Here is a 26149-nt window from a genome sequence, read left to right as displayed (position 1 = left end):
TAAAAGTGAGAAAAAAGTTTTTGGTCAAAAAGATTTTTAATGGATATTCGTTCATCAGGGACAATGTCTTGGTTGTAGAAGATGGGAAAGTTTTGGGAACGCAAAAAGGAATTGACACTGGAAAAGATGAGATTATAGACAGAAGAGATTTTATTTTATCACCTGGATTTGTTGACAAACACACACATGGTATTGGTGGAGTTGATTTTTTTGATACTACAGAGAATGATTTAAAAACTATCCAAAATTACTATTTTAAACATGGTGTTACAACTGTTCTGCCAACAATTGTATCAGCTCCGTTTGAGAACATATACAAGCTTGCAAGAGCTATCAAAGAAGCAAAGAAAGACCCAAACTTTAAGCTAAACATCCCCGGAATATTCTTAGAAGGACCATTTATAAACCCTGCCAAAAAAGGTGCACACGATAGAAGATTTTTGCAAAGGCCAACAGCTGAGAAGTTAGAAGAATTGATTTCTAACTGTGAAGAGAAAATTATTGACATTGCGATTGCTCCAGAGCTGCTTGAAAATCCGGTTGAGTTTTTTTCAAAAGCAGCGGAGAAAGATATTAACATTTCGCTTGGTCACACAAATAGCAGTTTTGATGAGGCAGCGCAAGCACACATGCTTGGTGCAAAAAATATTGTTCACCTTTTCAACGCAATGCCACAGCTACATCACAGACAGAATTCTATTACAACTTATGCGCTTTTGAGCGATATAAAAGTGGAGATAATTTGCGACCTTATTCACCTGTCACCTGAGATTATTAAACTTGTATACAAACTAAAAGGTGCAGAGAACATTATACTAATCAGTGATTCTATTGCTGCAACAGACCTCAGTGATGGTGAATACAGTTTAGGAAGCCTAAGAGTAAAAGTTGAAAATGGAATTTGTAAATTAGCAGATAACACCATTGCTGGTAGCATATTGACAATGGATAAGGCAATAAAGAACCTTGTAAAAATCGGAATTAGATTAGAAGATGCTCTCATGGCAGCAACTTACAATCCATCAAAACTTTTTTCACTTAAGGGCGGTGCGATAAAAGAAGGATTTTCAGCAGATTTTGTATTGATGGATGAGGATTTAAATGTAAAAGAGGTATATGCTAAGGGAGAGCTTGTGTATAAGACTTGAATAAATTTCAAAGCAGGCTCTCCCTGAACTGGCTTGGTGTAAGTCCAGTATACTTTTTGAAAACTTGAGAAAAATACTTCTCATCAGAAAAGCCAACCATATTTGCAACCTGATATGTCTTTAAATTTTGGTTTTTCAAAAGTTCCTGGGCTTTTGAATTCTGATTTTATGCAGGTAATCAACAAAATTAGTCTTCAGTTCCCTTTTAAATAGAATGATCAAATACGCGGGTGTTACATATACCTCTTTTGCAACACTTTCTAATGTAATATTCTTGTTATAGTTTTTTCCAATAAAGCTAATAGCTGCTTTAACGATTAGATTTTTATTTTCGATCTGCTCAATTTTGTCTGCTGCTGCATTTAAAAAGCTAAGTAGCGATGCAAATTAGAATGTTAAATAAAATTAACATTTTTATTGCAACGATAGTTCAAATAGTGTAAAATATTTATAACAAAAAAATTGATGAGAGTGAGTTAGTATGTCATTAGCAAAGGTAATTGGGAATAACATACACGCTTTAATGAAAAAACAGAATGTAAAGATAAAGCAACTTGCAGATTTAATTGGAGTTACCAGGCAGACTATGACTAAATACCTTGAAGGTGAAGTGATTATTGATAGCGAGAAGCTTTTCAAAATAGCTGAATTTTTTGGAAAGCCGTTAGATTATTTTCTTGACAACAAACATGAAGAAATGGCTTTTTTATTCAGGGCTCATGTTTTAAATAAAGAATCTATTTCAACCGTTCAGTACAAAGTCTGTGATTTGATAAACAGGGTGTATGAGATTTATGAACTTGCTGGTGAAAAGATTTCCTATCTTCCACAGCAGTATAATCTCAAAATAGATTCTAAGGAAAAGCAAATATCAAAGGAGATAAAACTTCAAATAGAACAGATAGCACTAGAAGAAAGAGAATGGTTAAACATTGGTGAAAGCAGAGGAGAGGAAATCATTGAATGTTTTGAAAATAAGGGAATAAGAATAATTTTTGAAAAATTTGATATGCCAGACATGTTTGGAGTGTCTGCTTTGCATGACCAAAAGGGTTGTTTTATAGTTATTAACGATGATGAGAACATTCCAGAAGAGAGAAAGATATTTAGTATTGTTCATGAGTATGCTCACATTTTATTTGACAGAAACCAATACAGACAAGTTATTCTACAGTCTACTCGCAGGAATATTTACGAAAAAATTGCTGACAAATTTGCAGGATATTTTTTGATTCCGCGGAAAAGTCTTGCTAAGTATTCTGTCTTACTCAAAAGTCAGTTATCATGGAATGATCTCATATACATCAAAAAAGATTTGCGAGTAAGTTTAAAAGCTCTTTTGCATGTTTTAAACGACTATGAATATATCAGTGATAAAGAATATCAAAAATGGCTGAAATACTTGAACATGAAAGGTTACTCTAAAAAAGAACCTGATCCAATGCCTTACTTCAAAAAAAATACTGCACATGAGAAGATAGTAAGAATGCTTTTTATGAAGGAACAAATAGGAATTAACAAGGTGGCAGAACTTCTTGGGATTAGTGTTGAAGAAGCAAGAGAGAACGCAAAGAAGTGGATGATGGATGACAGAGAAGATTAAGAAACTCATAGATAAAGTAGCAATACTTGATACAAATGTGATAATAGATTTTCAAAGGCTAAGCTATCTTGAAATTCCTCTTCAAGTTTTTTCAAAAGTCTCTGTGTCCGGTTTCGTTGTATCAAAAGAGCTACCAGCTGAGGTTGTTAAGAAACTCAAGGATTTAGGATATGATATTGCAAATCTTGAAACAGAAGAGGGATATAGGTTTTTTCAGGAGCTAAAAAAGTTCAAAGCTCTTTCAGTTTATGATAGACTCGTAATTTCAATAGCACTCCAAGAAAAAATTATTTGTGTTTCAAATGATAAACCAGTACGAAAAATCTGTAAAAAGTATGGAATAAACTCGACTGGCACGTTGGGTATTTTATGTGCTGCTTTTGAGAAGGGAATAATTAGCAAAAAAGAATTAAAAGAGTTAATAGATAAATATCAAAGCAATAGCGGTGCATATATAAACAAAGACATAATAAATGAAATAATAAGAATATATCACCTATAACGAAATAATCATTCTCAGTACTAAAAATACTTTGACGTATGATTTAAAAAAATCGAATTAAGTTTGTAAAAAAGAAAATAAAACAATATTTTAAAGTGGAGCTTATTTGCGACCTTATTCACCTGTCACCTGAGGTTGTTAAACTTATATACAAGCTAAAAGGTGCAGAAAACATTATACTAATCAGTGATTCTATTGCTGCAACAGACCTTTGTGATGGTGAATACAGTTTAGGAAGCCTAAGAGTAAAAGTTGAAAATGGAATTTGTAGATTAACTGATGGCACCATTGCTGGCAGTACCTTGACAATTGATAAGGCAGTAAAGAACCTAATAAAGATTGGAATTAGATTAGAAGATGCTTTCATGGCAGCAACTTACAATCCATCAAAACTTTTTTCACTTGAGTGCGCTGCGATAAAAGAAGGCTTTAGGGCAGATTTTGTATTGATGGATGAGGATTTAAATGTAAAAGAAGTATATGATAGGGGAGAGCTTGTGTATAAGGCTATATAGTTGGTTTTTTTGTGTGTATTCTTACTTTAGATTTACCATTCTCCAAAATAGAAACCTTCCCTAAAATTTAGAGTATTTACATATAATATTGCAGTCAGATAAAATAAATATAAAAATATTTGAAAAGCAAAAGGAGAAAAGTTAAAAAATGCACAAAACAATTGCATGTTACATAACAGCGAAGTATCAGGACATTCTAATGCAGCAGGTAGATAATATAAAAGAATGTGAGAAAATAAAAGAGAAAACTGTTATAACAATTGAACCATCCACTACATTTCAAGAGGTAATAGGCTTTGGTGGGGCACTGACTGAAGCTGCTGCGGTAAATATAATGTCACTTTTGCCACACCAGCAAGATGAGATTTTAAGAGGTTACTTTGACCCTGAAAAGGGGCTTGGCTACAAACTCTGTAGAATCCACATGAACAGCTGTGATTTTTGTATAAGTACCTACAGCTGTGATGATGTTGAAGGTGATATAGAGCTAAAACACTTTAACATTGAACGAGACAAAAAGATGGTAATTCCTCTTTTAAAAAGGATAAAGGAGTATTGCAAAGACCTCAAAATCCTCGTTTCGCCATGGAGTCCGCCTGCATGGATGAAAACAAACGGTGATATGTGCCATGGTGGAAAGCTAAAGGATGAGTACAAAAAAACATGGGCAAAATTTTTCTGTAAGTTTATAAAGGCTTATCAAGAAGAAGGGATTGAGATATGGGCTGTGACAGTTCAAAATGAGCCGATGGCAACTCAAGTGTGGGAGTCGTGCATATACACAGCTGAAGAAGAAAGGGATTTTGTGAAAGATTACTTAGGACCAACTCTTGAAGAAGAAGGGCTTTCCCATATAAAAATACTTATATGGGACCACAACAAAGACATCATATATGACAGGGTAAAAACAATTTTGAGTGACAAAGACGCTGCTAAGTATGTGTGGGGAGTTGCATTTCACTGGTATGGAGGAGACCATTTTGACCAGCTCAAAAAAATAAAAGAAGAGTTTCCTGATGTCAATTTGGTGTTTACCGAAGGTTGTCAGGAAGGTGGAGTAAAGCTTGGTTCCTGGGAGCTTGGTGAAAGGTATGCTCATGAAATAATTGGTGATTTTAACAGCTACACAATTGGATTTATGGACTGGAATATTGTTCTTGACACAGTTGGAGGCCCCAATCATGTAGGGAACTTTTGCGACGCTCCAATAATAGTTGATAAAGACCAGAAAACGATTTACTATCAAAATGCATATTATTATATAGGGCATTTTTCTAAATTCATAAAACCGGGAGCTAAAGTAGTCAAAAGTAGCTGCAATAATTCAAGACTTGAGGTTTTGGCAGCAAAGAATGGGGATGATACTTTGGCGGTGGTTGTGTTAAATAAAAACCCAGAGGAAATAGAGTTTAATATGGTCATTGAAGATAAAATATTCTGTGGAAACTCCCCAGCAAGGTCTATATCAACTATTGTTCTGGAAAAATAAAATTTAAAGTGGGTGGGTGTTGAAAGCCCACCTTTAGTTTTGAGAGCTATAAGGGATTCTGTACTTTGTTGGTAAAAGTTATAGATTGTTCAATATAATAGGACATAGATGTATAAACATAGGATAAAAAAGGCAAAATGAAGACTTGAAAATAAAAAGATTTTCAAAACATATGTGCAGTGAGTTCAATTAAAGTCTTGGCATTCTTCACTGCACAGCCATTAACATCGTTGTTAAAATATACGTAAATCTCATTACAAACTTTCGCATATTGCATTATTTCGTTTGCTAAGTCTTTTAGCTGCTGATCTGAATAGCTTGAACTGTAAAGACTCTGTGGCCCGTGCATTCTAATGTAACAAAAATCTGCTGTTACAACTTTTGCCTTGGGGTAGCGTGATGAGTCCGCTATTGTCCAAGCTGCATTCAAACTTTTCAAAATCTCATAAACTTCTTCATCGCACCAGCTTTTATGCCTGAATTCCAAAGCAAATCTGTACTTTTCTTTTCCTCTTAAAAAGTTTATTAGTTTTTGTAAATTTTCTTCATCTTTCTTAAAGCTTGGAGGAAATTGTAAAAGAATAGGACCGAGTTTTTCTTTAAGCAGGTCTATCCTATTTTTAAACTTTTCCCATTCTTCATCTACTGCAGAGAGCCTCTTTAAATGTGTTATGGACCGTGGAGCCTTAATGGAGAATATAAAACCTTCTGGAGTACAGCTGTACCAGTTTATTATAGTTTTTTCCTGTGGCAGGTGGTAAAAGGATGAGTTTACTTCGGAAGTCGCAAAGTGTTTTGAGTAAAACTCCAGCCTTTTTTCATAAGGCAGGGTGGCAGGATAAAAAATTTCTTTCCAATGAGAGTATGACCAACCAGATGTTCCTATAAAAAGTTTTTTATGCATTTGCTATCCCCTCGATATACGTTAATGCAAAAAGATTTTATTTAAATATTTCCTCATAAGTATGATATTTATCTTTTACAATAGTTGCAATTATATTTTCTCGTGTAACTTCAATTGGCTTAATATAATAAGCAGGGACCATTTTATAGCCATTATTAAAATAGGTTTTAGTATAAGGTAAAGTACCGTTTTTGACCAGTTGCTCCACAATCTTTACTGTCAAATCAGCAAGCCTTTTGACAGGTTTGTAAACTGTCATGGACTGAAGACCGCTGACTACCCTTTTACAAGCAGGAAGTTCTGCATCCTGTCCAACCACTGGAATTTTACCAGCTAATTTTTTCTCAGCAAGTGCAGAGATAGCCCCCTCGGCAAGAGAATCATTTTCAGCTAAGATAGCATCAATTTTCTTACCAGCCTGAAGAAGCTTTGCAATATACTCATATGCATACTCTTTTTTCCATTTATAGCAGTAATCCTCGAGAAGAATGTGGATTTTCCCTTTTTGAATATAGGGGTCTAATACACTTTTATACCCTTGTCTAATCAAAAAAGTGTTGTAGTCCTTGGGATTTCCCAAAATGAATACGTAATTCCCTTGAGATACCTTTTTTAAAAGATGTTTTGCCATTATTCTACCTACCTCTACGTTGTCAAAACTTACGTATGCATCAATATCAGCATTCATGGCAATTCTATCGTAGCAAATAACAGGAATATTTTTTTGTTTTGCAAGCTCTATTGACTTTTTTGCGCCATCAAAACTGCTTGGTACAATTATAAGCACATCTATATCTTTGGTAAGAAGGTATTTTACCTGCTGGAATTGAGTGGAATCATTTTCATTTGCATTTGTCCACTCAACTTCAAATCCCTTCTTCTTTGCAGCATCTATTAGATATTTTCTATCAAAAAACCATCTCTCTTCTTTTAGAGTACTCATAGCAAACCCAATTTTGATGGGCGGTCTTTGCTGCTTTTTAGATTTATAAGAATATACATGCCTTGCTAAAACCCAAATAACCCCGATTGATACTACAATCAGTAAAACTATTAATATGACAAAAATCAACCTTTTGTCTCTCGAAAGAATTTTCATTTTTCTTTTGCCTCACTTTTATTTATTTTTGGGAAGATCTCAAAGTTGCAGGAGTTGTGCCTGTGTACTTTTTAAACGCTTTTATAAAATAGTTTGGGTCATCAAATCCTACCTCATATGCTATCTCTTTTATTGGCATATTTGTCTCTTTAAGAAGCTTTTGAGCATGCTCAATTTTTAGCTTTATGAGATATTTTTTAAAGTTTATTCCCATCGACTTTTTAAATATCTTGCTAAAATAATATGGGCTCACATTTAAAAATTTGCTCATCTCCTCTAAGGAAATATTTTTGGTAAAGTTATTATTTATATACTCAACCGCTTGAGAAATTATGCTGTTTGAACTAAGTGATCTTTTTTGCAGAGCAGCTTCACTTACAATTGCTGCAATCACATCAAGAGATTTTTGAACTATATCCTTTTGGGCATCTTCCGCGGTTATTTCTTTTATAAACTTCTCAACTACTGACATAAGCCGCGGATTCTCTTTGACATTGGCCTCAATCAAAAGTTGGATTACAAACAAAATGACTTTGTATTTTGCTTGATTTGAACCATAAGCTTCAATATACTTTTTAATAAGCTCGCAAATCTGGTCTTGAACCTGAGAAAAACCTGAAGTTTTTAGAAGTACATTCAAGATTTTCTTTTCAAGAAGCTCTAAATCTAAATAAAGGTCTGTAACCTCATCGTCACTTTCGCTGATAAGATTGCTGTAGCTTTCATAAAACGCGTCTTCAAAGTCTTCATATAGGTTGGAAAGGCTGCTAATTCCAACTTCTATATCGCTATCTACCTTAGCCTTAGCAATTTTGAGTATTCTGTCTTTTAGAGCATTTTTATAGTCTGGGTCTTCTGACGTAAAAATGCACAGGAGAGAGTTTGCAGATAAAAACGAGATAACGCATCTGTGCGAAAATGCTGATTTTAGTTCGTTTTTTATATCATTCAACAAATCAATACTGTTTATTGCATTCTGTTGGGATATTTTAACAATTGCAACAAATCCACTTTTAAGACTTTGAACATCGAGGATTTGTTCAAGCTGTTTTATACTGAAATCCGAAAAAAGCTTGCCATTGAGCAGCAAAAAAGCAAACCCGTTTTCAATTATGCTTTGCATAGCTTTTATCTTTTTTTTCCTCTCTATTTCTTCTAACTGCTTTGAAAGAATCTTATCTATTTCGTCAAATGCTTTTCTTGTCACATCCACAATATCAGCAATTGAATAAGGCTTTAGAATATAAGAATATGCTCCAAGTTCCACAGATTTTCTGGCATATTCAAACTTGTCATGTGCAGATATTATAACAAAAAATGGCAAATTCTCTTTCCTTATTTTTCTATATTCCTCCATTACCTCAATGCCGCTCATATCCGGCATTTGAATATCTATGAAAGCAAGGTGAAAATTCTGAAATATTAACTTTTGCAGAGCTTCAACTCCTGTTGATGCTGTCTCTATCTCGATATTTGAAAAATTCTTTTGCAATATATATTTGATTGACTCAATTACAATTGCCTCATCATCACATATTAGGATTTTCATCATATCAAAATCATCGCCCTTTCGTTTTAATTACTGGTAAACTATTTTACATAAGGAATAACAATTGTCACAGTAGTTCCAACATTTAGCTGAGACTCAATACTTATGGGGTTTTTAATAGCAAAGAAAAATTCAAGCCTTTTTGTGATATTTTCAAGTCCAATGCCTGTTGATGTTTTGGATACGTAAGACTTTTTGGTAATCTCTTCTAAAACATGTGGTTCAATTCCACTTCCATTGTCTATTATGTGAATTTTTATATAGCTCTGGTTTTCTTTCTTTGCCACAATCTTAATCAAACCTTCAGTTTTCTTAGCAAAACCATGGACGATAGAATTTTCAACAATTGGCTGGAATATCATACTTGGAATCTTCGCACTTTCAACATCTTTTTCGACATCTACTTCTAAGCTAATTTTGTTTCCAAATCTTATGTTGTGAATAAAGAGATAGTTTTTAACATTTTCAATTTCATCACCGATAGTCACAAGCTTATTTATATTCTGCACACAATATCTTAGGTAATTTGAAGTTTTAATTAACATATCATATGTCTTTTGGGCATTTTCAAACATGGCAATTTGAGTAATTGTATTTAATGTGTTGAACAAAAAATGAGGATTTATCTGAGCCTGAAGAGTTTTTAGTTCTGCTTCTTGCAGAGCTTGCTGGTATTTTACTGTTTCAATCTCTTTTTGTGCAAGCTCTTTTTCAAGCTCAGCCTTGTCTTCAAGCTTTTTTAGCATATCTTTTATATTTTCAAGCATGTCAGAAAATGAGTTGTTCAAGATTCCAACCTCATCAGTTGGTTCAACTTTGGGTATGGTAAAATTTAACTCGCCTTTTGCAACCCTATTGGCAAATTTTGCAAGTTTCGAAATAGGATCTGTCAGCTCTTTTGTGAACGCAAGGCTTATAAAGATTGAGGATATAAACCACAAAATTATAACAACATAGTTTGTATTTGTGATCTTCCTTATAGAGTCTTTTAGGCTATTGTAGTACTCAACACTGTAGTTTATCTTACTTTGTGTAAGTTTTTGCAAAAAATAGTTTGCATATTCTAAACTTTCAATTGTATCAGCAAGCTTTTGTGTATAATCTTTTCCCTGTTTTTTAAAAAGAATTACCATGTCGATATTGTTGCTAATTGTTGTATATATATTCGCAATACTTCTTTTAAATATAATTTCATCTTCATTTTGGCATGTTATTTGATTTAGCTCATGGGCAATTGAGTTCAGACTATCGTACACATTTAATATTGAATCTGAATCACCAGAAATTACATAGGTTTGTATACTCTTGCTTACTGTATTGAAGTTGTTTGTTATTGTATTTATACTCTCAATGTTATGATATGTTTTGTCAAAGTAGTTATGGATAAAATTTACGTTCAATTGAATGAGAAGGTTTATAGCTACTGTTGTGAAAATAAATGTTACAATAAAAAACATTAGCTTTGCTCTGTAGGTTTTAAATGGTAAAAAGAACATAGTTTTGCTCACCAGCCTATTTCACTATTATTGAAGTTGGTATAAACTGCTTTTTAAAATGAACCTTTTCGAAATCTTTTATTGTTAAAACAGACCTTATCGCAAGCTCATCATAGTTTGGCATGATAAGGCAATCTATAAGCCCTTCATCTCTGTATCTTAGAAGTCTTGAATCATCGCCTGTGCCAATAAAGAGAAAGCTTGTGTCTTTTGGGTTTTTAACAAGACTGTCTATAAAAGCAAGGGTTTCAAGTTCTTCTGTTGTGTAATAGCAGTTATATTTAGGATTTCTTATTATTTCCTGAAGAAGCTTTTCAGACTTTGCATTTCCATACTCTATCACAAATGAGTCTATTGAAAACCGAATACCATATTGCTTTAAGTAACTCTTTATTCTTTCTTCTTCGAAATTGTCAGCAACTTTCTGGTTTATTGTATTTGTTATAAGTGCAATTCTCAGCTCATGAATTCCCTTTTGCTCAGCAAGCTTTTTTATATTCTGAGCAACAATCTTACCTTTTTGAAAATAGTCAAATCCAATTGTAATGTCAAAATAGTCCTTAAGATTTCTATTTAAAATAGAAATTATTTTTATCCCTTGATTTTGAAGATCATCTATAAGCCTTTTGATTTCAGGTGAGTTAAAAAGATCGCAAATGATTACAAAGTCAAACTTAGAAAAAAGAGCAAGCTTTAGCCCAAACGCTTCCTCAGATTCTGTTGCATAGAAGATGGTCTCTGTTAGCACCTTCTGTGATTGAGCGAATTGGTCAAATTCCTCTAAAAATTCTTTCCAATACATTTCATTTTTAGGCAGTATAACTGCACAACTTGTATAATTATTCTGTGAAAAATTATTTATATTGCTGATTCTCTTAAGAAGCAAAATATCACTTATAGAAAGCCACAACAAAATCAAAGCAAGCGCAGCTGCAGCTGTCAAAAGCAAGTATCTGAATATGGACTTTTTTGCAAAGGTCATTTTTTTACACTCTCCTTTACAAACTATTTTATCATCTATGTTTTAAGAATTAAACAACAATAAATAGTAAAAAAATGAGCACAAAAAATTGCAGTACAGCTTAGAAATTATTTGTACATATGAATAAAAAAATGAACAAAAAAACACAGTGAAATATTATAGATTTTAGTTTAAATTTATTGGTGAAATTAAATCTCATAATCAAAATTAAATATTATAGGGAGGTTTTGGTAAGTGTTTAACAAAAAGAAATTCTGGATAGCTGTAGTATCTTTGGTATTGGCAATTTCTCTTGTTTTGACTGGCTGTGGGAAGAAAAGTAGCGGTGGAGAAAACTCATCTGGTACAACATCAGAAGAGAAAAAGCCCTATATTGGTGTTGCGATCTACAAGTTTGACGACACATTCATGACAGGTGTCAGAAACGCGATAGCAAAAGCTGGTGAGGGCAAAGCTAAACTTGACTTTGTTGACAGCCAAAACTCTCAGTCAACACAAAATGACAAGATTGACTTATTCATCACTAAAAAAGTTGATGTGCTTGCAATCAACCCTGTTGACAGAACCGCTGCAGGCGTTTTAATCGACAAGGCAAAGCAGGCAAACATCCCAGTTGTATTCTTCAACAGAGAACCACTTCCAGAGGATATGAAAAAATGGGACAAAGTTTACTATGTAGGTGCAAAGGCTGAACAGTCTGGTACACTTCAGGGTGAGATTATGGCAGAATATTGGAAGTCTCATCCAGAAGCTGACAAAAACCATAATGGCATTATGGAATATGTTATGATTACTGGTGAGCCTGGGCATCAGGATGCAATCTTGAGAACAGAGTATTCAATAAAAGCAGTTGAGGCAGCTGGAATCAAAACTAAATGCTTAGCACAGGATACTGCAATGTGGGACAGAGTAAAAGGTCAGGAAAAGATGCAGGCGTTTTTAGCATCATTTGGTGATAAGATTGAAGCAGTTTTTGCTAACAATGACGATATGGCACTTGGCGCAATTGAGGCATTGAAAGCTGCAGGGTATTTTAAGAATGGAAAATATATTCCTGTTGTAGGTGTTGACGCAACAACCCCAGGGCTTCAAGCAGTTGAAGAAGGAACAATGTTGGGTACAGTTTTGAATGACGCAAAAGCACAAGGGAAAGCTGTTTTCAACTTGGCATATGTACTTGCAAAAGGAGAAAAACCAACAAAAGAAAATGTTGGCTTTGACATTACAGATGGAAAATACATCTGGATACCATATCAAAAAGTTACAAAAGAGAACTTAGAAGAAATGAAGAAATATGTAAATGAACAATAAAGTATAAACCATAAAGCCGCCACCTTGTCATAAAGCATATTTAAAAGATGGCAGGGTGGCGGTAATTTTGAATTGCTGTTTTTGACGAAAAAATTGTTTTAAGAGGTGTAATGCTATGGGAAGACCAGAGTATATTTTAGAGATGAATAACATTACAAAGGAATTTCCAGGTGTTAAAGCACTTGACAATGTCACAGTAAAGGTAAAAAAAGGAACTGTCCATGCACTTTTGGGCGAAAACGGTGCGGGAAAGTCCACCTTAATGAAGTGTCTATTTGGAATTTACAAGCCTGACAGTGGTGAGATCATATTAGATGGTCAGCATGTTAACATCCAAAGTCCGATTGACGCTATAAGACTTGGTATTTCAATGATCCACCAAGAACTTCAGCCGGTCCCTCAGAGAAGTGTGATGGAGAATATATGGCTTGGGAGATTTCCTCACATAAATGCGGGGCCTTTTAAGTTTGTTGACCACAGGAAAATGTACGAAGATACAAAAGCACTTTTGCAAAAGCTTGAGATAGATGTTGACCCAAGAGCGATTGTCGGCCAGCTTTCTGTTTCCAAAATTCAGCTTATTGAGATTGCAAAGGCTGTATCTTACAACTCAAAAGTTATTGTGATGGATGAGCCAACATCGTCTTTGACAGAAAATGAAGTTGAGCACCTTTTTAGGATAATAAGAGACCTAAAATCAAAAGGTGTTTCAATCATATATATCTCTCACAAGCTTGAAGAAATATTTGAGATAGCAGACGAAGTGACAATCATGCGTGATGGTAAAGTGGTTGGTTCATGGAATATATCTGAGCTCACACCTGATATGATGATTGCAAACATGGTTGGGCGTCAGATGTCAGACAGGTTCCCACAAAAGACAAATAAGCCCTCAGAGGTCATTTTAAGAGTTGAGAATTTGACATCTATTCATCCAAGGTCGTTTAAGAATGTTTCATTTGAACTTCGAAAAGGCGAAATTTTAGGAATTGGTGGTCTTGTTGGATCTCAGAGGACAGAGCTGGTTGAGGCTATATTTGGGCTAAGAAGTATCAAGGAGGGCAAGATATATATAAAAGGAAAAGAAGTGACTATAAAAAGTCCACAGGATGCAATTAAAAACAAGATTGCGCTTTTAACAGAGGATAGAAAACTCACAGGAATTATTCCAGAACTTAACATATTAGAAAATACAACATTAGCAAGTCTCAGGAAATATCTAAATGGTTTTAGACTTTTGAATGACAAAAGAAGAGTGATTGACACAGAAAACTTTATTAAGGTTTTGAAAATAAAAACTCCTTCATATAAAACACAGATAAAGAATCTTTCTGGTGGAAACCAGCAAAAAGTATTGATTGCACGTTGGCTTTTGACAGAACCAGAAATTCTTCTTTTAGATGAACCAACAAGGGGAATTGACGTTGGAGCAAAGTATGAGATTTACAATCTCATAAACCAGCTTGCAACAGAGGGAAAGAGCATTATCATGATTTCTTCTGAGATGCCAGAACTTTTAGGAATGTCTGACAGAATCCTTGTCATGTGCGAAGGTAGAGTTTCTGGTATCTTGGATCGAAAGGATGCAACAGAAGAAGAAATCATGCGACTTGCAACAAAATTCTCAGCGTAAATTATTTCTGAGGAGGTTAACTTCAAGATGACATCGGCAAAGAGAATAAGGCAAATATTGTCACTTGACTTTGTCAGTTAAGAGGTGTTTTTGAGCTAACAAAAAATAACAAAGTCTTAATTTATGCGGGTTTCAAGAAGAGAAAAATAAAAAATTTTAAAAAATGTAGGGACAAATTTTAGCTTAATATATACTGAATTTGCTTGACTTTTTAAATATTTTGTGGTACAATATAACAAACTATCTTCAAGGAGTTGCCATATGTTTGTCAAAATTCTTGACTTTGTCAGTTAAGAGGTGTTTTTGAGCTAACAAAAAATAACAAAGTCTTAATTTATGCGGGTTTCAAGAAGAGAAAAATAAAAAATTTTAAAAAATGTAGGGACAAATTTTAGCTTAATATATACTGAATTTGCTTGACTTTTTAAATATTTTGTGGTACAATATAACAAACTATCTTCAAGGAGTTGCCATATGTTTGTCAAAATTACTAATGCTGGCGGTTATCAGTATGTTAGGTTAGTCGAAAATTACCGTGAAAATGGTAAAGTAAAGCAAAGAGTACTATTTAACTTTGGTAGACTTGATATTCTCAAAGATGACCCCGCTTTTAAAAACATTGTAAAAAAACTATCTGATATTGTCGCTGAAACAACTACTGAGAATGCAAAAGCTGTTACTATTGAATCTGAAGAAGATATTTCGGATGCAGTTGTAAAAAACTGGGGATACATTGTATACAGAAAGTTATGGCAGGAGCTTGAAATTGATAAGTTTTTAAAAGGGAAAGCAGCAAAAGAGAGAAAGATAAAATTTGATGTAGACAAAGTAAGTTTTTTAATGACCATACAGAGATTGATAGAGCCAATGAGCAAACTAAGAACTTATCATCAGAGAAGCAAATATTTTGGATTTGAAGAGGATATAGATTTGAATCAATTGTACAGGTGTTTAGATTTTCTTGACAGTGTAAAAGAAGATTTAGAGACATACCTGTATCAGAGAAATAAAGACTTATTTAAGATGGTAGTTGATGTAGTGTTTTATGATGTGACGACAATATACTTTGAGAGTTGTAGAGCGGATGAACTTAAAAATTTTGGGTTTAGCAAAGACAACAAGGTAAATGAAGTGCAAGTTGTATTAGGGCTTTTGGTGGACAAAGAAGGCAGACCGATAGGGTATGAACTTTTTCCTGGTAATACGATAGATAGCAAGACGATGGTAAAGATACTGAGGAAGCTGAAGGAAAAATTTAGTATAGATAAGATAATAATAGTAGCAGACAAAGGGCTTAACAGCAGAATAAATTTAAAGATGATAAAAGAAGCTGGGTACGACTATATAGTAGCAAGCAGATTAAAGAATGCAAGTAAAGAAATTTTAGATGAAGTTTTTAATGAAGAAGGATATAAAAGACTTGATGGCAAAAGATGTTTGAATGCTGAAGAAATTTATGGTGATGAATTCAAATATAAGGTATTGGAAAGAACAAATATTGTCAAGGATGAAGAGGGTAAAGAGTTCAAAATAGAAGAGAATTTGATAATAACGTATTCAAGCAAGAGAGCCAAGAAAGACAAAGAAGACAGAGAGAGATTGGTAAGAAAAGCCAAAGAGCTTTTAGAGAACAAAGGAAGCATAACAGCCTTAGAAAAGAAAGGTGCAAGGAAATATTTGAAGAAGAAATCAAAATCAGAAGAATATGTATTGGATGAGGAAGCGATAAAACGAGATGAGAAATTTGACGGTTATTATGCAATTCAAACGAGCAAAAAGGATATGGATGTAGAAGAGGTTTTAGGAGCATATCACGATTTATGGAAGATAGAACAGTCATTCAGAGTAATGAAAAGCTGTTTAGAAGTGCGACCGATATATCACTTTACAGAAAGCAGAATAAAAGGACATTTTGTGATATGTTTTTTGGCATTTTTACTGCAAAGGACATTGGAATATATTTTGAGGAGAAAAGGTAAAGGAATAAGTAGTGAAAGGATAATGGAAGCAATATATTCAATGAACTTTTTTGAAATAGAGATAAAAGGGAAGAAATATTTGATAAAGCAAAAAATTGAGGGAGAAGCTGGAGATATACTGAATGTAATGAAGATAAAGGGTCCAAAAAACTTCATGACATATGAGGAAGGCTTAGAATTTATTGGTATTAGCAAATGATGTAGTGACAAAATTGAGGTCCATATTTTGTCAATCCCAGTCCTCCCAAGCTTTTTGAGCTTCAAACTGACAAAGTCAAGAGGAGGTTAACTTCAAGATGACATCGGCAAAGAGAATAAGGCAAATATTGTCACAAAATGCAATTTACTTTATTCTTCTTGCACTCATAATTATGATTGCGTTTATAAATCCTGAGTTTCTGTCATGGAGGTCTTTTAGAGATATATTACTTCAATCTTCGACAAGGGCGATAATTGCCCTTGGTATGAGCTTAGTGTTGATTACCGGTGGTGTTGATTTGTCAGCAGGAAGAGCTGTTGGTTTAGCTGCTGTTGTGTCAGCGTCGATGCTACAAACTGCTGACTATGCAAGAAAGTTCTTCCCAAACCTTCCACAGCTTCCACTGATAGTTCCTATATTAATTGCAATTGTAATTACCTTATTGTTTGGGCTTTTAAATGGTATAGTAATTTCGCGTTTGAGTTTACCACCGTTTATTGCAACTTTAGGTTCAATGGTAATCATCTATGGCGCAAACTCACTGTACTTTAACCTTCCACCGAACAACTCACAGCCAATAGGTGGTTTGAGGTCTGACTTTACAAACTTAGGTACAGGTTATATTGGAATTTCTGGTGAGTATTCAATCCCGTATATTGTTATAATCGCTTTAATTGTAGCAGTAGTTGTGTGGGTAATACTAAACAAAACAAGTATGGGGAAGAGCATCTATGCAGTTGGTGGTAATATCAATGCTGCAAGGGTTTCTGGTATAAATGTTGCAAAGGTATTAATATTTGTATATGCGTTTGCAGGGCTTTTATATGGCTTGGCAGGTGTTTTAGAAGCTGCGAGAACTGGTGGTGCAACAAACAACTATGGTAACATGTATGAGCTTGATGCTATCGCAGCCTGCGTTGTTGGTGGCGTTTCAACAACAGGTGGAATTGGAACAGTGCCTGGTGTTTTGGCAGGTGTTTTGATATTTAGTGTTATAAACTATGGTCTTACATTTATTGGTGTTGATCCATACTGGCAACTGATTATAAAAGGTCTTATCATAGTTGTTGCTGTTGCTCTTGATATAAGAAAGTATTTGGCAAGGAGATAAAGATAACAGAGGCTTGTGCTAAACAAGTTTGCACAAGCCTCGTTTTTTTTTAGCTTCTAAACAGCACCTTTTCATTTTCAAACATCTTTGATGCAAAACTTATTGAAATAGCAATGTAGACCAAAGATGACACTACAAAAAGTGCAAGGTGCTGCAAGTTTATAATGTCGTAAATTAGCTCCTTCAGTATGGAAATAGCATTCACAAGTGGCAAGACAAAATAGGTACTTGTAAGCTCATTTGGCATCTTGTACATTGTAAGGTATGGTGGGATTACAACAATGATGCTAATAGGTGAAAGGTAAGTCTGTCCTTCTTTGAAAGACCTTGCGTATGCTGCAATTGCAACCTCAATTGCAGCAAAAATTATTGCTGTCAAGATTACCACAATTAGCATAATCAATATTGTGAGTGGAGATACTTTGTAATCCAGTATAGGACCGTTTTTAAGAGCACTACCAAGGACATTTGGTAACGCAATGAATGACACAATTACTCCTACAAGAGAAGAAAAACCGGCCAAAAGTGCCATGAAACTCACTGCTAAATACTTTCCTGTGACAAGTGATGTCCTTGTTGCAGCTGTTGTCAGAAGCGGCTCTAAAGTTCCTCTTTCTTTTTCGCCGGCTGTGATATCAATTGCAGCGTTCATACCACCAACAGCAACCCACAGTGTTAAAAACATCGGTAGCAGAAAAGATAGAAATGTTGCAGACTGTTTTTGCGGCGGTGCAACATTTTCTTTCTTTATCACAATTGGCTCAATGATTGATGGGTCTAAATTCTTTTGAATGAGTCTTCTTTTTGTTATTTCTTTTGAGAGATTGTTAATCATTTCAGTTAACATACTTCCCACATTTGAAAATTTCATGTCAGCGTCATTTGTCAAAATCTTCACCTGAACCTGTTTTTCCTGGAGAATTAGCTTTTCGAAATCTTTTGGGATTATTAGCACTGCTTTTATATTACCATCTTGTAGATCCTTTTTTGGATTTTTGGAATCTACCATCTGAAACTCAGATTTTTGAATCATCTGGGTTAGCATTTTTGAGTTTTCTTTTCCAAGTACCGCAATGGGAGTTTTCTGCAGTTTTACTTCATACGCAGATTTTGCAGCGACTGTGGAAATTATAAATATCACAGGAATAAACAGCATTGGCAAAACTATGCCAACCAGCAAAGCCTTTCTATCCCTGAACGCATCTTTGAGCTCTTTTTTAAACACAATCCACACATGCTTCATATTTATTCTCATCTGTTATCACCTACCAATCTAATAAATACATCTTCAAAGCTTGCACCAGAAAATCTTTGCTTTATCTCATCAATTGTGCCAATTGCAACAAGCTTTCCTTTGTGTATTATTGCAACCCTGTCACAAAGCTTTTCGACCTCACTCATTGTGTGGCTTGAAAAAATGATAGTCCTTCCTTCTTGTTTGCAAAGCCTTATAAAGTCATGCACCTCTTTTGCACTTGATACATCCAAAGAGTTTGTCGGCTCATCAAAAAGCATCACTTCTGGATTGTGAATTATTGACCTTAAAAAGCACACCTTCTGCTTCATACCTTTTGAAAATGTTCCGGCAGGTTTGTCGATATAGTCCTGCATTCCAAAGCTTTCAGATAGCTCATCAATCCTCTTTTTAATCTCATTCTTTTTCATATCGTGTAAGAGCCCAAAATATTCAATGTTCTCCCGGGCAGTTAGCCTACTATATAGTCCGCTCTCACTTCCAAAAAGAATTCCTATCTTTCTTCTTACCTTTTCAGGTTCTTTTGTGATGTCAAGCCCGTCAATTATAGCAGTGCCATGTGTGGGTTTTATCATTGTAGCAAGCATCCTGAGAGTTGTTGTCTTGCCAGCACCGTTTTCGCCAAGAAGCCCAAAGATTTCACCCTTGTTGATGGTAAAAGATAGCCTGTCAACCGCCCTGACTTTTCCAAAGTCTTTGGTAAGTTCAATGAGTTGAATCATACACAAAGTAGCCTCCTTTTTACATATTTTTGATAGGCACTATTTATAATTTTTAAAGCACCTATTTTTGTATATCACCCCTCCTGTCTGTAGAATGAAGCAGAAACAGCGATGTATGAACTAATGAGCAAAATTATCGAAATCAGCAAATATATTGGTGACCAGAGACTATTTTTGTACAGATTCACAATAGATGCTATTAAATTGTCGTTTGATGCTGTTGCAGTTTCTGCTAAAGCTAATACTGTTATAAGAATAATCAAGAGAAAGAAAGGTAATAGCCCATACAACAATTCTGATAATGATTTTAACATTTTGTTTTTAACAAAATGCGGAAAAGAATAAAGTAATGAAAACAAAGAAATAAATAATAAGTTAGTGGCAAGTGGTGAAACTAAGAACAAAAATACATTAAATTCAATACTATTTGGTTTGCTAAAAATTGCAAACAAGTTTGAGATAAAAAAGGCAGAGCAGTATAAGAATGAAAAAATAATATCATTGGTAAATATCCAAAAAGCAATTGTTTTTCTTTTTACAGGCAACAAAAAGTAAAATTTTAAAACAGAATCCAATATATAGTTAGATTTTACATAACTTTTATCAAAAAATAAAGCTATTTTAAAAGTTACAAAAACTACTGGAATAAGAAGAGAGAATGCAATTACAAATGCAGAATATGCATTTCTATCAAAATTATTGCTATTATCATTTAACAGAAAGAAATTTAAACAAAACCAGAGGACTGTAAAAAATCCGATAATTAAAAGATGTATTTTAATCTCACTGGGATGAGGCATAAATTTATGCATTTATTTCACCTCACGTTATACATAACTTTTCCGCTGTAAATTTATAAAAATGCAGTTTAGATTTCTCGCCTGTAAATTGCAGCTTTGTTTACAATAAATGAAATTAAAAACAGTATTATTGATACAAATAAGACTATTAAAGCACTTTTATGGTTTGTATATAAATTTGTAATAAATTTTTCCTCTCTTTTATGAATTTCTGAAAGACGAAGACCAAACCAGAAAGGTATGTAAGCAAATAATATTACTGCAATGTTTATAATAGTATTATAGATTGTTTGGAAAGCCGAATTTTTGATAAAGTAAAGCAGTGAATATAAAATAGTATAGATAGAATACCATATAAGTACAAAAGAAAAAATCCCAACAAAAAACAAATTGAAGTTGTATGAATAAGAATAATTAAACACTTTTAAGATTAGCATTCCGGTGTTAAGAAAGAGAATATATATTAAGATTAGAATAACATCTGAAATAAGCTCCAAAGTAACAATCTTATTTCTTCTAATAGGCAGTAAAAAAAGCAGAGAAGAATAAGATATACTGCCATACATTTCACGGAGTTTTGTATTTTGAGCAAAAAAACTTGATTTTATTGTAAGCAGCATTACTAAAACGAACATGCTATAAATAGTTGCAAAAAATATAAAAGTATCAATTTTACCTGTTTTATTAATAAGCAGGGCAATAAACAAAAGAAAAATAAGAAAAACAATACCTGGAATAATCTTATTCTTTTTGAATAATTTAAAGTAAACAAGCATTTTTAACCTCGCTCCTTTAGGATTTATTTTGAAAATCACTGTTTGAAAGAATTCTGTATGAAATAATATATGAAATAACCATTAATACAGCAATATATGCAAGCGAAAAAGTTGTCAGTATCCATATTGACTCAAAAATTTTAATTTTATGATACAAAATTTGCAAAGGTTCAGCAAAAACAAAAGGTACTCCAAAGTAAAAACAAAACAGAAGAAATATTGTATACAAGTTTTTTTGAGCTGATTTTCTAAATGCAATAAAAACAGGCTGAAGAACTGTTATCATAACAAATTCTGTAAATATATATGACAAAAGTTTGCTGTTAAACTCATGTATAAGGTAAGAAGAATCAATATTAACTATAAATAAATATCCAATCAGACTAATAAATTGAAATATTAGCAATAAAAATCCATCTTTTAAAAATCGACTAATTATAATTTACCATTTTTTAATAGGCAAAAGCAAACTCAAAGATATTTCATACGAAAAACTATTTGACGTAAAAGGGTTATTTAACATGGTAAATGTAAGAAAAATAGCTACAAAAAAGTAAGATAAATATTCTTCCCAGAATATAGTAGCAGATGCTGGTGGATTTAATAGGCTACCAACTATCCAAAGAATAATAATGTATAGAAAGAAATACAAAATAGATGTATATATACTTTTTCTATAGAGTTTCCAAAACTTCATCCTTTTCATCCCTTCTCACAAGCATTACATAGAACTTTTCAATTGATGGTTTTTCAACAACAAAGCCTGGCTCAATAAACTTTTCAATTTCATTCTTTTTGCAAAGAGCTTCAAACGAAAATGAACCTTTTTTACAAGATAAAACTATACTTTGTGGGATTTTGTTACTCTCTGAAGCAGGTCCTTTTACTATACAATAATCCTCTTCAATGCTTTCATGCGATGATGAAAAGATGATTTTGCCATTATCTATGATTGTCACAAAGTCTGCAACATTCTCAATATCAGAGACTATATGAGTTGAGTAGAAGACAGCCTTTTCTTCAGACTGGACAAAACTCTGCAGAATCTCAACAAACTGATTCCTTGCAACAGGGTCAAGCCCAGATGTTGGTTCATCTAAAATCAAAAAGTCAGGTCTTATAGATAGAGCTAGAGCGATAGACAGTTTCATCACAGTTCCTTTTGAGAGATGAATTATCTTTTTGTTCTGGTCAATTTCAAAAAGGTCACAGAGCTTGTTGTAAAGCCTATCATCCCAATTTTTGTAAAATGACTTCATTATCTCTTTTACATCTTTCGGTTTTAACTGACCCGGCAAAATTGGAGTTTCTAATACAACTCCAAGCCTTTGTTTTATCTCAATTTCATCACAATTAAAAGGCTTTTCGAATATGAAAACCTCTCCACTTTCCTTTTTTGCAAGGTCAAGTATACACTTTATCAAAGTGGTTTTTCCGGCACCGTTTTTTCCCAGAAGTCCCATGATATAGCCGCTTTCTAAGGTAAGTTCTGGTATTTCAAGACGAAAGTTTTTATACGATTTTGTAAGGTTTTTAACCATCAGAGCAATCATACTTTATCTTCCTCTCTTCTGTACAGTCTTTCAATTATTTCTAAAAGATTTTTAAGATCAACTCCAAAAATTTTTGCCTTCTTGACAATATGTTTTAAATCATTTTCAATTTCTTGAAGACCGAAAAGAGAAAGTTTTTCTTTGTCAATATCAGCAACAAATGTGCCTCTTGCAGGAACGGTAATTATAAAACCCTCTTTTTCAAGCTCTTCGTACGCTCTTTTTGTTGTGATAACACTTACATTCAGCTCTTTTGCCAAAACTCTGATTGACGGAAGACTATCACCTTTTTTTAGGTTTCCTCTTAAAATTTCCTGTTTTATCTGATTTTTTATCTGCTCATATATTGGCTGGTTAGATGTCTGCGATATAACTATGTTTATCACATTGTCATTGCTCCTTTTGATACTGTATATATACAGTATATACAGTAGAGGTTAAGTTGTCAATAGGGTTTTTAAAGACCATCTTAAGGCATGAAATGGCAAAGTCTATCCAAAGGACCTCATAAAAGTTATTTATCATGGCTCTGAAAGAAAACACAGGAGAGTGATTTGAGCAATTTGCAAGAGGAAGATGAAAAGTATGGTTCGAATAGAGAGGACTACGACGATAAAAACGAAGAAGCAATTTTCAGAAAAGAATTTGTAGGAATTCTTAATAACAAAAAGCAAAATAAAAACAAAGCAAGTTGCAAAAAATACAATGACAGTTAAATAAATACTATTTGGAAATTTTAGTTATTTTGCAGCGAACCTAAAAATAAATGCTGAAGGTAAATATTTTGTCAATCCTGCAAAAGAAGCTAATTTGTCATTTACATCCAAAACCCAACTTGACCTTTGCTGCAAATAAAATTAGTTGCATATCGAATTACAAAAGGGTATAATTATAGACAGTAGCTGGTTTATGAGTTTTTTTAAAAATGTGGGTTTTATCTGAACTATTAGGGATGTAAACTCGGATGTTTCGTTGAATCCACCAACGGGTGTACCTAGTTTTATCTGAACTATTAGGGATGTAAACTGCAATAGAAATACAACGCCTCCTCAATACATCCAAGTTTTATCTGAACTATTAGGGATGTAAACAATTTTGTGATTTGATAGTTAAGCGTTATTATGATGTTAGTTTTATCTGAACTATTAGGGATGTAAACTGGTTATGTCAAATTTATCTGGTATGAAGAAGTTGACGAGTTTTATCTGAACTATTAGGGATGTAAACGCAAGAATTATTTCTGCTGCAGCTGCACCACTCAAAGTTTTATCTGAACTATTAGGGATGTAAACCCTAATTGCAGATTATTAGCAATTTCAATTTTATCCATGTTTTATCTGAACTATTAGGGATGTAAACTTCTCATCAGGAATCAATTCAAGTGTTTTGTTTCTTGTTTTATCTGAACTATTAGGGATGTAAACATTTCTTTAGCTGAAAATATTTTCCGTGTAAATTCTAGTTTTATCTGAACTATTAGGGATGTAAACAACTAATATCGCACTGAGCCAAACAGGCAAAAATATTGTTTTATCTGAACTATTAGGGATGTAAACAGAGGTAACGTTGTTGTTGTATCTTGTACAACAAAATGTTTTATCTGAACTATTAGGGATGTAAACGTGATTATGGGTGCTAAAACGTTGTCTGCACCAATGAGTTTTATCTGAACTATTAGGGATGTAAACGACATATCATTTCGAGGATGAGGATATTAGCTGTATTCGTTTTATCTGAACTATTAGGGATGTAAACTTCTGAGCAAACTTTTGAGAATCTTTCATTACAGAAGTTTTATCTGAACTATTAGGGATGTAAACATCAAACGCTTCAACTCATGACGGGGTTATCGAGGGGTTTTATCTGAACTATTAGGGATGTAAACCTAATAATGAGGTGATTTAATATGTTTAAGCTTGAAAGTTTTATCTGAACTATTAGGGATGTAAACTGGGATGTATTAAACTAAGTATTAAACTAACAAAAGAGTTTTATCTGAACTATTAGGGATGTAAACACAATTAAACAATACATCGAAGAAAGATTAAAACAGTTTTATCTGAACTATTAGGGATGTAAACTCTTGTAAGGAGGTGAGTATCAAATGGTTGAGGAAAGTTTTATCTGAACTATTAGGGATGTAAACGCGATTAACCGCTCGCTGTCAGCGTAAGTTTGTATGCAGTTTTATCTGAACTATTAGGGATGTAAACAGCTATGATATGAGCCTGTACGTCTTTAACGTTGTCTGGTTTTATCTGAACTATTAGGGATGTAAACTGCTTAAATCTATGTTAAACAATGATGTCTTTTCATTGTTTTATCTGAACTATTAGGGATGTAAACTTTTTACTAAAGCTGCCTTAATTGCTTTATTTGCAATGGTTTTATCTGAACTATTAGGGATGTAAACGATATATTTCATGAAATATATACAACCGTCGTCTTGGTTTTATCTGAACTATTAGGGATGTAAACGCTTTTTTGCAGATGATAGCTGATAGTAGCTTGAAGGTTTTATCTGAACTATTAGGGATGTAAACATTCTTACCGCATACAGGTCTGTGAGCCCTGTTACAGGTTTTATCTGAACTATTAGGGATGTAAACCAAGAAGCTGTAAGAAAAATGTATACTGTGACTCTGGTTTTATCTGAACTATTAGGGATGTAAACGTTTGAATTGTACCTGCAGTTATTCCTTCTGTCATCAGTTTTATCTGAACTATTAGGGATGTAAACTATAACCTGTTCGTATTGTCTACCTAACTCCTGCGTGAGTTTTATCTGAACTATTAGGGATGTAAACAACATTAGTGTCGCTACAAAATCTTTGCAGTCTTTGGTTTTATCTGAACTATTAGGGATGTAAACTTATCTCTTAGCCATTGAAACAATCTATTTTGCCCTAGTTTTATCTGAACTATTAGGGATGTAAACATATTTGTGTACATAAAACGCATTTAAATTGTTGCATTGTTTTATCTGAACTATTAGGGATGTAAACGCTGAGTAAAATATTGCACCTATTTCTATTAATTTTTGTTTTATCTGAACTATTAGGGATGTAAACTCGCCTTTGTGTTCCTGCCGTTCGCTACCTCCGTAGTTTTATCTGAACTATTAGGGATGTAAACTTACATCACTCGGCCACTATGTTGCCGGGTGTGTGTTGGTTTTATCTGAACTATTAGGGATGTAAACTTAGCACCCGGTCATATTCAATTAAAAGACACAAAGAGTTTTATCTGAACTATTAGGGATGTAAACTTTGAAAGCATAGAAGCACCCAAAAGAGACAAAAAAGGTTTTATCTGAACTATTAGGGATGTAAACGAGGTTAAACGAGCCGTTTGCTGTAAACGGGCAAGTGTTTTATCTGAACTATTAGGGATGTAAACGTTATTATCTCTGTGTTCTTAAGTTTCATTATTCTTGGTTTTATCTGAACTATTAGGGATGTAAACTTAGCGTTTGCGAACTGAGCATTGTCGAGTACCTGAGTTTTATCTGAACTATTAGGGA

The 26149-nt window shown here is 33.6% G+C and carries 22 protein-coding genes and 1 CRISPR repeat array (1 of these 23 only partly in view); of the genes, 11 read left to right on the top strand and 11 right to left on the bottom strand.

Annotated elements, in window-relative coordinates; all coding sequences use genetic code 11:
• Positions 1 to 5 precede the first annotated feature (5 nt).
• Entirely contained in the window at positions 6 to 1148 is a 1143-nt protein-coding gene (gene nagA / locus OTJ99_RS11925) for an N-acetylglucosamine-6-phosphate deacetylase (RefSeq protein ID WP_045166077.1), read from the top strand.
• Between the two features lie 7 nt (positions 1149 to 1155).
• Here nagA and OTJ99_RS11920 read toward each other — a convergent pair whose 3' ends face one another.
• Entirely contained in the window at positions 1156 to 1248 is a 93-nt protein-coding gene (locus OTJ99_RS11920; protein WP_269015457.1) for an AraC family transcriptional regulator, read from the bottom strand.
• Positions 1249 to 1629: 381 nt separating this feature from the next.
• Here OTJ99_RS11920 and OTJ99_RS11915 point away from each other — a divergent pair, with 381 nt between their 5' ends.
• The 4 genes from OTJ99_RS11915 (at position 1630) to OTJ99_RS11900 (ending at position 5257) form a co-directional block, all read left to right on the top strand.
• Positions 1630 to 2751 (top strand): helix-turn-helix domain-containing protein, encoded by a 1122-nt coding sequence (locus tag OTJ99_RS11915; protein ID WP_045166078.1) that lies wholly within the window; start codon positions 1630 to 1632, stop codon positions 2749 to 2751.
• Positions 2735 to 3253 (top strand): DUF3368 domain-containing protein, encoded by a 519-nt coding sequence (locus OTJ99_RS11910; RefSeq protein ID WP_052671520.1) that lies wholly within the window; start codon positions 2735 to 2737, stop codon positions 3251 to 3253. Before OTJ99_RS11915 ends, OTJ99_RS11910 begins: the two co-directional genes overlap by 17 nt.
• Before the next feature lie 95 nt (positions 3254 to 3348).
• Positions 3349 to 3768 carry an amidohydrolase family protein gene (locus OTJ99_RS11905; RefSeq protein ID WP_235374919.1) on the top strand — a complete coding sequence of 140 codons (420 nt, stop codon included), beginning with the start codon at positions 3349 to 3351 and terminating at the stop codon, positions 3766 to 3768.
• 148 nt (positions 3769 to 3916) lie between these two features.
• Entirely contained in the window at positions 3917 to 5257 is a 1341-nt protein-coding gene (locus tag OTJ99_RS11900) for a glycoside hydrolase family 30 protein (RefSeq protein ID WP_045166079.1), read from the top strand.
• A gap of 163 nt (positions 5258 to 5420) precedes the next feature.
• Here OTJ99_RS11900 and OTJ99_RS11895 read toward each other — a convergent pair whose 3' ends face one another.
• The 5 genes from OTJ99_RS11895 to OTJ99_RS11875 are packed head-to-tail and all read right to left on the bottom strand — an operon-like array spanning position 5421 to position 11287.
• Positions 5421 to 6161 carry a DUF72 domain-containing protein gene (locus OTJ99_RS11895; protein WP_045166080.1) on the bottom strand — a complete coding sequence of 247 codons (741 nt, stop codon included), beginning with the start codon at positions 6159 to 6161 and terminating at the stop codon, positions 5421 to 5423.
• 37 nt (positions 6162 to 6198) lie between these two features.
• Complete coding sequence (locus OTJ99_RS11890; RefSeq protein ID WP_045166081.1) at positions 6199 to 7260, bottom strand: sugar ABC transporter substrate-binding protein; 1062 nt, start codon at positions 7258 to 7260, stop codon at positions 6199 to 6201.
• Positions 7261 to 7282: 22 nt separating this feature from the next.
• Positions 7283 to 8812, bottom strand: coding sequence for a response regulator transcription factor (locus OTJ99_RS11885; protein ID WP_045166082.1), 1530 nt, complete (start codon positions 8810 to 8812; stop codon positions 7283 to 7285).
• 38 nt (positions 8813 to 8850) lie between these two features.
• Positions 8851 to 10305 (bottom strand): sensor histidine kinase, encoded by a 1455-nt coding sequence (locus OTJ99_RS11880; protein WP_045166083.1) that lies wholly within the window; start codon positions 10303 to 10305, stop codon positions 8851 to 8853.
• 16 nt (positions 10306 to 10321) lie between these two features.
• On the bottom strand, positions 10322 to 11287 hold the full coding sequence (locus OTJ99_RS11875) for a substrate-binding domain-containing protein (RefSeq protein ID WP_045166084.1): 966 nt from the start codon (positions 11285 to 11287) through the stop codon (positions 10322 to 10324).
• Positions 11288 to 11521: 234 nt separating this feature from the next.
• Between OTJ99_RS11875 and OTJ99_RS11870 the strand changes: the two genes are divergently transcribed.
• The 4 genes from OTJ99_RS11870 to mglC all read left to right on the top strand — a co-directional run bounded on the left by OTJ99_RS11870 (position 11522) and on the right by mglC (position 17520).
• A complete protein-coding gene (locus OTJ99_RS11870; protein WP_045166085.1) occupies positions 11522 to 12598 on the top strand; it encodes a galactose ABC transporter substrate-binding protein in 1077 nt (358 codons plus the stop codon).
• Between the two features lie 115 nt (positions 12599 to 12713).
• On the top strand, positions 12714 to 14231 hold the full coding sequence (locus OTJ99_RS11865) for a sugar ABC transporter ATP-binding protein (RefSeq protein WP_045166086.1): 1518 nt from the start codon (positions 12714 to 12716) through the stop codon (positions 14229 to 14231).
• Positions 14232 to 14705: 474 nt separating this feature from the next.
• Positions 14706 to 16409: an IS1634 family transposase gene (locus OTJ99_RS11860; RefSeq protein ID WP_045164485.1), complete on the top strand. Its 1704-nt coding sequence runs from the start codon at positions 14706 to 14708 to the stop codon at positions 16407 to 16409.
• Between the two features lie 97 nt (positions 16410 to 16506).
• Positions 16507 to 17520, top strand: coding sequence for a galactose/methyl galactoside ABC transporter permease MglC (gene mglC / locus OTJ99_RS11855; RefSeq protein ID WP_045166087.1), 1014 nt, complete (start codon positions 16507 to 16509; stop codon positions 17518 to 17520).
• A gap of 49 nt (positions 17521 to 17569) precedes the next feature.
• Here mglC and OTJ99_RS11850 read toward each other — a convergent pair whose 3' ends face one another.
• Both OTJ99_RS11850 and OTJ99_RS11845 read right to left on the bottom strand, forming a co-directional pair.
• Positions 17570 to 18775, bottom strand: a complete 1206-nt coding sequence (locus tag OTJ99_RS11850; protein WP_045166088.1) for an ABC transporter permease — start codon at positions 18773 to 18775, stop codon at positions 17570 to 17572.
• Positions 18772 to 19497, bottom strand: coding sequence for an ABC transporter ATP-binding protein (locus OTJ99_RS11845; protein WP_045166089.1), 726 nt, complete (start codon positions 19495 to 19497; stop codon positions 18772 to 18774). The genes OTJ99_RS11850 and OTJ99_RS11845 overlap by 4 nt, the downstream gene beginning before the upstream one ends.
• Positions 19498 to 19608: 111 nt before the next feature.
• On the opposite strand from OTJ99_RS11845, the gene OTJ99_RS11840 reads away from it, so the two are divergent.
• Positions 19609 to 19842 carry a hypothetical protein gene (locus tag OTJ99_RS11840; RefSeq protein WP_045166090.1) on the top strand — a complete coding sequence of 78 codons (234 nt, stop codon included), beginning with the start codon at positions 19609 to 19611 and terminating at the stop codon, positions 19840 to 19842.
• 523 nt (positions 19843 to 20365) lie between these two features.
• On the opposite strand, the gene OTJ99_RS11835 is transcribed toward OTJ99_RS11840, so the two are convergent.
• The 3 genes from OTJ99_RS11835 to OTJ99_RS11825 all read right to left on the bottom strand — a co-directional run bounded on the left by OTJ99_RS11835 (position 20366) and on the right by OTJ99_RS11825 (position 23012).
• Positions 20366 to 21073, bottom strand: coding sequence for a hypothetical protein (locus OTJ99_RS11835; protein ID WP_045166091.1), 708 nt, complete (start codon positions 21071 to 21073; stop codon positions 20366 to 20368).
• A 674-nt stretch (positions 21074 to 21747) separates the two neighbouring features.
• A complete protein-coding gene (locus tag OTJ99_RS11830) occupies positions 21748 to 22626 on the bottom strand; it encodes an ABC transporter ATP-binding protein (protein ID WP_045166092.1) in 879 nt (292 codons plus the stop codon).
• Positions 22623 to 23012 (bottom strand): GntR family transcriptional regulator, encoded by a 390-nt coding sequence (locus OTJ99_RS11825; protein ID WP_045166093.1) that lies wholly within the window; start codon positions 23010 to 23012, stop codon positions 22623 to 22625. The genes OTJ99_RS11830 and OTJ99_RS11825 overlap by 4 nt, the downstream gene beginning before the upstream one ends.
• Positions 23013 to 23180: 168 nt before the next feature.
• On the opposite strand from OTJ99_RS11825, the gene OTJ99_RS11820 reads away from it, so the two are divergent.
• Positions 23181 to 23342 (top strand): hypothetical protein, encoded by a 162-nt coding sequence (locus OTJ99_RS11820; RefSeq protein WP_157841372.1) that lies wholly within the window; start codon positions 23181 to 23183, stop codon positions 23340 to 23342.
• A gap of 215 nt (positions 23343 to 23557) precedes the next feature.
• A CRISPR array of direct repeats spans positions 23558 to 26149; the repeat unit is 29 nt; unit sequence GTTTTATCTGAACTATTAGGGATGTAAAC; it runs 9646 nt beyond the window's last position.

It is taken from the genome of Caldicellulosiruptor naganoensis, from assembly GCF_026914285.1.
Taxonomy (GTDB): Bacteria; Bacillota; Thermoanaerobacteria; order Caldicellulosiruptorales; family Caldicellulosiruptoraceae; genus Caldicellulosiruptor; species Caldicellulosiruptor naganoensis.
This window is presented reverse-complemented; position numbering and strand designations above follow the sequence as displayed.